We start from the raw sequence: 7,034 nt of genomic DNA on the forward strand, positions 1-7,034 counted from the left end.
TACAGGGTTTGGCGTTTTTCGCAATAGGCCTGTACATCGGTGGCAGGGTTTGGCGTTTACCACCATTCTTCTGTACACCGCTGATCATGTAGGAGCTGGCTTGCAGCGAAGGCGGCCTCGAAGCCATGCATCGCCCATGGAGACGCCTTCGCTGGCAAGCCGAGCTCCTGCAGGGGGGGCTGTGTTCGGTAGTTAGTTCGCGGGGGCTGCCAGTTGCGGCGGCGGGGTGAAGTCGAACGGCGCCAACGCAAACCCATTCTCATCCACCTGCAACGCCCAACCCTGACGATCCCAATCCCCCAACACAATGCGCCTGGCCGCCTGCTCGCCAATCTGCAACTTGTGGATGGCGGGGCGATGGGTATGGCCATGGATCAAGGTCTTCACGCCATGGGCCTGCATCACCCGCGGCACCTCGTCTGGCGTGACATCGACGATGTCGTTGGCCTTCATTCGCGTCTGCGCACGGCTTTCACTGCGCAGCTTGCGCGCCAGTTTCTGCCGGGTGCCCAAGGGCAGATGCCGCAGGATGAACAAGGTAACGGGATTGCGCAGATAACGACGCAGCTTCATATAGGCTTCGTCACGGGTGCACAGGCTGTCGCCGTGCATCAACAGCACCGGCTCGCCTGCAAGCTGCACGACACTCGGGTCCTTCAGCAGCGTACAGCCGGCCTGTCTACAGAAGGCCTGGCCGAGCATGAAGTCGCGATTGCCGTGCATCAGAAAAATCGCCGTGCCGCTGTCGCTGAGGTCGCGCAGGGCCTGGCAGATGGAACGCTGGAAGGCGGTCATGGCATCGTCGCCAATCCACGCCTCGAAAAAATCGCCCAAAATGTACAACGCACTCGCCGAGCGGGCACGCCCGGCAAGCAAATCCAGAAACGCCCGGGTAATGTCCGGGCGCTCCTCTTCCAGATGCAAGTCTGAAATCAGCAGTATCACTCAATGATCTCGGCTTTCTCGATGATCACGTCTTCTGCTGGCACGTCCTGGTGGCCGGACTTCATGGTGGTGGAAACACCTTTGATCTTGTCGACGACGTCGGTGCCGGCAACGACTTTGGCGAATACCGCGTAGCCCCAGCCCTGGGTGGTCTTGGCGCTGTGGTTGAGGAAGCTGTTGTCAGCCACGTTGATGAAGAACTGGGCGGAAGCCGAATGCGGCTCCATGGTGCGGGCCATGGCGACGGTGTACTTCTCGTTCGGCAGGCCGTTGTCGGCTTCGTTCTGAATGCTTGGGCGCTTGTCTTTCTTTTCTTTCATGCCTGGCTCGAAACCGCCGCCCTGGATCATGAAGTTACCGATGACGCGGTGGAAAACAGTGTTTTCGTAGTGACCGGCTTTGACGTACTCGATGAAGTTGGCAACGGTCAGCGGTGCCTTTTCAGCGTTCAGTTCCAGGACGATGTCGCCATGGTTGGTGGTCAGTTTGACTTGGGTCATGATCGGTACTCTTAATGAGGTAAAGCGTTTTCTGGGAATTCGCGGGTTTCGGGGCTGTGCAGCCCTCAACCGGTCCGGCCAATGTTGGCCAAGGTGCGCAGTTTAGCGTGCCGGGCGCGAATTTCGAGGCTGTTTTTCATTTGCATCCGATTAAATGCAGCCGTTTTCGGGCCTGCTCTGTCAGCGACTTGACGGCATCGGCTATGATAAGCCCCTTTGTTTTAACCGCCGCTTTGATTTGGCCAACTGGCCGCGCACTTGTACGTTCAAGGATCCTATGAGCAAGCCCACTGTCGACCCTACCTCGAATTCCAAGACCGGCCCTGCCGTGCCGGTCAATTTCCTGCGCCCGATCATCCAGGCGGACCTGGACTCGGGTAAGCACACGCAGATCGTCACCCGTTTCCCGCCCGAGCCCAACGGTTACCTGCACATCGGTCACGCCAAGTCGATCTGTGTGAACTTCGGCCTGGCCCAGGAATTCGGCGGCGTCACGCACCTGCGTTTCGACGACACCAACCCGGCCAAGGAAGACCAGGAATACATCGACGCGATCGAAAGCGACGTCAAATGGCTGGGCTTTGAATGGTCCGGTGAAGTGCGCTATGCCTCGCAGTATTTCGACCAGTTGCACGACTGGGCCGTCGAACTGATCAAGGCCGGCAAGGCCTACGTCGACGACCTGAGCCCGGAACAGGCCAAGGAATACCGCGGCACCCTGACCGAGCCGGGCAAGAACAGCCCGTTCCGCGATCGCTCCGTGGAAGAAAACCTCGACTGGTTCGCCCGCATGCGCGCCGGCGAATTCCCGGACGGCGCACGGGTGCTGCGGGCCAAGATCGACATGGCCTCGCCGAACATGAACCTGCGCGACCCGATCATGTATCGCATCCGTCACGCACACCACCACCAGACCGGTGACAAGTGGTGCATCTACCCGAACTACGACTTCACCCACGGTCAGTCGGACGCCATCGAAGGCATCACCCACTCGATCTGCACCCTGGAGTTCGAAAGCCACCGTCCACTGTACGAGTGGTTCCTGGAGAACCTGCCGGTTCCAGCGAACCCGCGTCAGTACGAGTTCAGCCGCCTGAACCTGAATTACACCATCACCAGCAAGCGCAAGCTCAAGCAGCTGGTGGACGAGAAACACGTCAATGGCTGGGACGATCCACGCATGTCCACGCTGTCCGGCTTCCGCCGCCGTGGCTACACGCCGAAATCGATCCGCAACTTCTGCGAAATGATCGGCACCAACCGTTCCGACGGCGTGGTCGACTTCGGCATGCTCGAGTTCAGCATCCGTGACGACCTCGACCACAGCGCCCCGCGTGCCATGTGCGTGCTGCGTCCGCTGAAAGTCGTGATCACCAACTACCCGGAAGACCAGGTCGAGAACCTCGAACTGGCGTGCCACCCGAAAGAAGACATGGGCGTGCGCGTGCTGCCGTTCGCCCGTGAGCTCTACATCGACCGTGAAGACTTCATGGAAGAGCCGCCAAAAGGCTACAAGCGCCTGGAGCCGAATGGCGAAGTGCGCCTGCGCGGCAGCTACGTGATCCGTGCCGACGAAGCGATCAAGGACGCCGATGGCAACATCGTCGAACTGCGTTGCTCCTACGATCCAGAAACATTGGGCAAGAACCCTGAAGGCCGCAAGGTCAAAGGCGTGGTGCACTGGGTACCGGCTGCGGCCAGCGTCGAGTGCGAGGTGCGTCTGTACGATCGCCTGTTCCGCTCGCCGAACCCTGAGAAAGCCGAAGACAGCGCCGGTTTCCTGGACAACATCAACCCTGACTCGCTGCAAGTCCTCAGCGGTTGTCGTGCCGAGCCTTCGCTGGGCAATGCACAGCCGGAAGACCGTTTCCAGTTCGAGCGCGAAGGTTACTTCGTCGCGGATATCAAGGACTCGAAACCCGGTCGTCCGGTGTTCAACCGTACCGTGACCCTGCGTGATTCGTGGGGCCAGTGATTCAGCGTTAAGGAAGGAGCACTCAGTGCTTACGATCTACAACACGCTCACCAAGAGCAAAGAAGTCTTCAAGCCGCTCGATGGCAACAATGTGCGCATGTACGTCTGCGGGATGACCGTGTACGACTACTGCCACATTGGCCACGGCCGCAGCATGGTCGCGTTCGACCTGGTGACCCGCTGGTTGCGGTTCAGCGGGTATAACCTGACGTATGTGCGCAACATCACCGACATTGAAGACAAGATCATCAATCGGGCCAAGGAGAACGGCGAGCCGTTCGACGTGCTGACCGAGCGCATGATCACCGCGATGCATGAGGACGAGGCGCGCCTCAACATCCTCAAGCCGGACATGGAACCGCGGGCCACCGATCACATCGCTGGCATGCAGAGCATGATCCAGACCCTGATCGACAAGGGTTACGCCTACGCCCCGGGCAATGGCGACGTGTACTACCGCGTCGCCAAGTTCATGGGCTACGGCAAGCTGTCGCGCAAGAAGATCGAAGACCTGCGCATCGGCGCGCGGATCGAAGTCGACGAGTCGAAACAGGACCCGCTGGACTTCGTGCTGTGGAAAGGCGCCAAGCCGGGCGAGCCGAGCTGGCCTTCGCCTTGGGGCGACGGGCGTCCGGGCTGGCACATCGAGTGCTCGGTGATGTCGACCTGCTGCCTGGGCGAGACCTTCGATATTCATGGCGGCGGCAGCGACCTCGAGTTCCCGCACCACGAAAACGAAATCGCCCAGAGCGAAGCAGCCACCGGCAAGACCTACGCCAACGCGTGGATGCATTGCGGCATGATTCGCATCAATGGCGAGAAGATGTCCAAGTCCTTGAACAACTTCTTCACCATTCGCGACGTGCTGGAAAAGTACCACCCGGAAGTCGTGCGTTACCTGCTGGTGTCGAGCCACTACCGCAGCGCAATCAACTATTCGGAAGACAACCTCAAGGACGCCAAGGGCGCCCTCGAGCGGTTCTACCACGCGTTGAAAGGCCTGCCGAACGTGGCGCCGGCTGGCGGTGAAGCTTTCGTTGAGCGTTTCACCCAGGTGATGAACGACGACTTCGGCACGCCGGAAGCGTGCGCGGTTCTGTTCGAGATGGTGCGCGAGATCAACCGTCTGCGCGAGAGCGATTTGAACGCAGCGGCCGGTCTGGCTGCCCGTTTGAAAGAGCTGGCCAGCGTGCTGGGTGTGTTGCAACTGGAGGCTGATGACTTCCTGCAGGCCGGTGCCGAAGGGCGCGTGGATGCAGCCGAAGTCGAGGCGCTGATTGCTGCGCGGCTGGCGGCGCGTGCCGGTAAAGACTGGGCCGAATCCGACCGCATCCGCGACCAGCTCACCGCCATGGGCGTGGTGCTGGAAGACGGCAAGGGTGGTACGACCTGGCGTTTGGCTGATTGATTGCTCGATTGCTATAAAACAAAACCCGCCTTGTGCGGGTTTTTGTTTTTGGGTATGGCAGCGAGTGCTGTATCGACAATGCTGACGCCTTCGCTGGCAAGCCCAGCTCCTACAGGGATTGCGTCGTTCGCAATGTTAGCGATCGACGCGACCTTGTAGGAGCTGGCTTGCCAGCGAAGGTCTCGAGCCGAACACCGCATCTGCAGTTCACTCGTCATTCAGTCTGGCGCAACCGCTTGTAAAGGGTGTTGCGGCTAACCCCAAGCCTGCGGGCCAGATGGGAGATATTCCCCCCCAGCGCCTGCAACTGCCGATTCAACTCCTCCGCATCATTCAAATCCACCGCCAAGGGTTCTTCCATCTCGACCGGCTCCATCTCCAGATCGACAAAAAAATCATCCGGCAAATGTTCCGGCCGCACCGGTTGTTCCTCGGCCATGGCCAGCGCCACCTGCATCACGCTGCTGACCTGGCGCAAATTGCCCGGCCACGGGTGGCGGCCGAACAACTCCAAGACCTCTCTGCTCAAGCCGGCCCATTGGCTCGGCTCGCGGTGCTGTTCCCACAGACGTTTGAACAAGGCCTCTTTATCACTGCGCTCCCTAAGCGGCGGTAATTCCAGGGTCAAACCACCAATCCGGTAATACAAATCCTCGCGGAAGCGCCCCAACTGCACCTGCTCGCGCAACGAGCGGTTGGTCGCGGAAATAATCCGGATATCCACCGGGAACAACTCACTGCTGCCCACCGGTTGCACGCAACGCTCCTGCAACACACGTAGCAATCGGGCCTGGGTCGGCAACGGCATATCGCCGATTTCATCAAGAAACAGGGTGCCTTTATCCGCCTTGCGAATCAGCCCGATGCTGCCTTTCTGATTGGCCCCGGTGAACGCGCCTTTCTCGTAGCCGAACAACTCGGATTCCACCAGTTCGGCGGGGATCGCCGCACAGTTAACTGCGATGAACGATTGTTTGCTGCGAGAGCTGGCCTGATGCAGGGCTTTGACGAACACCTCCTTGCCGACCCCGGTTTCGCCGTGAATCAACAACGGAATGTCCTTCTCCAACAAACGCTCGGCCTGGCGCACGGCTTTTTCCACGCGGCTGTCGCCGAAATGCAGGGTGTTCAGGCTGATTGCCGCAGGCGCAGTCACCGGGGGTTCGGCGCCCTTGGGTGCAGAAAACAGCCGCGCCTGGACCGGTACTTGTTTCGGCCGTTTCAACAAGCACTGAAAGCGGTTGCGTCCGGAGGCTTGCAGGGCAAATGGCACGCCTTCGGGCTGGCTCAGCAGTTCCAATAGCGCAACCTTGAACAAGCTTTCAACACTGACCCGCGACAGGCTGATACCCAGCAGGTAGTCGGCCCGGCGGTTGGCCGACAGCACCTGACCGCTCTCATCGAAAATCAGCAGCCCGGCCCATTGGCTGTCGAGGTTGTTCAGCCCGGTGTTGAAGGTCAGTTGAAAATGCTGGCCATGGAACAGGTTGAGGATCAGCCGGTTCTCCACGGTCTGGCTCATCATCTTGACCATGCCCAAGGTGTGCGAGGGCGGCAGGTAGCTGTCGCTGGACACATCGAGCACCGCGATCACCTTGCGTTCAGCATCGAAAATCGGCGCGGCGGAACCGGTCATGAAACGGTTGGCCTTGAGGAAATGTTCATCGTGTTCGATATGCACCGCCTGCTCGCAGGCCAATGCGGTGCCGATCGCATTGGTGCCGCTGCAACGCTCCATCCAGCTGGCGCCGGCGCTGAAACCGCGGGTCAGGCGGGGCTCGATAAAACGCTGGGTACCCCAGGATGTCAGTACCTGGCCCTGATTGTCGGCGAGCATGATCAGGCAATTGGAATTGCTCAGGATGTTCTCGTAATACGGCAGGACTTCCTGATGGGTGGTCTGCACCAGTGAATGCTGGCTTTCCAGCAGCCGGGCGATGCCCTCGGGCGGCAGCTGATCGAACGCCGGGGGGCTCTGATGATCGAGACCGAACGCGCGGCAACGGGACCAGGAGTCCTGGATGATGGCGTCATGGGAGAGCGGCAGGGCGGGTGCGGCCATGGCAGTCGATCTCTGAGCAGGCTTTTATTGTTTTTATGGAATTGCGCACAAGGACAGCGTTCGCCTGGGATGTCTTTGACGCGCCACCTCCCTGTAGGAGCCCGGCTTGCCGGCGAAGGCGTCATCAGAAATCGCCTTCGCCGG

5 protein-coding genes are annotated in these 7,034 nt (G+C 60.0%); 2 read left to right on the top strand and 3 right to left on the bottom strand.

Features of this window, described 5'->3' with window-relative positions; genetic code table 11:
• Positions 1 to 192: 192 nt before the first annotated feature.
• Both lpxH and BZ163_RS00695 read right to left on the bottom strand, forming a co-directional pair.
• The gene (gene lpxH, locus BZ163_RS00690) at positions 193 to 945 is read right to left on the bottom strand and encodes a UDP-2,3-diacylglucosamine diphosphatase (protein WP_128869399.1); all 753 of its coding nucleotides are present in this window, start codon (positions 943 to 945) and stop codon (positions 193 to 195) included.
• Complete coding sequence (locus BZ163_RS00695; protein ID WP_128869400.1) at positions 942 to 1,445, bottom strand: peptidylprolyl isomerase; 504 nt, start codon at positions 1,443 to 1,445, stop codon at positions 942 to 944. Before BZ163_RS00695 ends, lpxH begins: the two co-directional genes overlap by 4 nt.
• A 277-nt stretch (positions 1,446 to 1,722) precedes the next feature.
• On the opposite strand from BZ163_RS00695, the gene BZ163_RS00700 reads away from it, so the two are divergent.
• A complete protein-coding gene (locus BZ163_RS00700) occupies positions 1,723 to 3,420 on the top strand; it encodes a glutamine--tRNA ligase/YqeY domain fusion protein (protein WP_128869401.1) in 1,698 nt (565 codons plus the stop codon).
• Between the two features lie 25 nt (positions 3,421 to 3,445).
• Positions 3,446 to 4,828 carry a cysteine--tRNA ligase gene (gene cysS / locus BZ163_RS00705; protein WP_128869402.1) on the top strand — a complete coding sequence of 461 codons (1,383 nt, stop codon included), beginning with the start codon at positions 3,446 to 3,448 and terminating at the stop codon, positions 4,826 to 4,828.
• A 214-nt stretch (positions 4,829 to 5,042) separates the two neighbouring features.
• Here cysS and BZ163_RS00710 read toward each other — a convergent pair whose 3' ends face one another.
• The gene (locus BZ163_RS00710) at positions 5,043 to 6,890 is read right to left on the bottom strand and encodes a sigma-54-dependent Fis family transcriptional regulator (protein WP_128869403.1); all 1,848 of its coding nucleotides are present in this window, start codon (positions 6,888 to 6,890) and stop codon (positions 5,043 to 5,045) included.
• Positions 6,891 to 7,034 lie beyond the last annotated feature (144 nt).

The organism is Pseudomonas sp. VI4.1, from assembly GCF_002029345.1.
In the GTDB taxonomy this organism is placed as follows: Bacteria; Pseudomonadota; Gammaproteobacteria; order Pseudomonadales; family Pseudomonadaceae; genus Aquipseudomonas.

Bases quoted from the DNA above. Each gene is read 5' to 3' on its own strand.
- BZ163_RS00695 (WP_128869400.1), bottom strand. From the start codon at position 1,445: ATGACCCAAGTCAAACTGACCACCAACCATGGCGACATCGTCCTGGAA.
- BZ163_RS00700 (WP_128869401.1), top strand. From the start codon at position 1,723: ATGAGCAAGCCCACTGTCGACCCTACCTCGAATTCCAAGACCGGCCCT.
- BZ163_RS00710 (WP_128869403.1), bottom strand. From the start codon at position 6,890: ATGGCCGCACCCGCCCTGCCGCTCTCCCATGACGCCATCATCCAGGAC.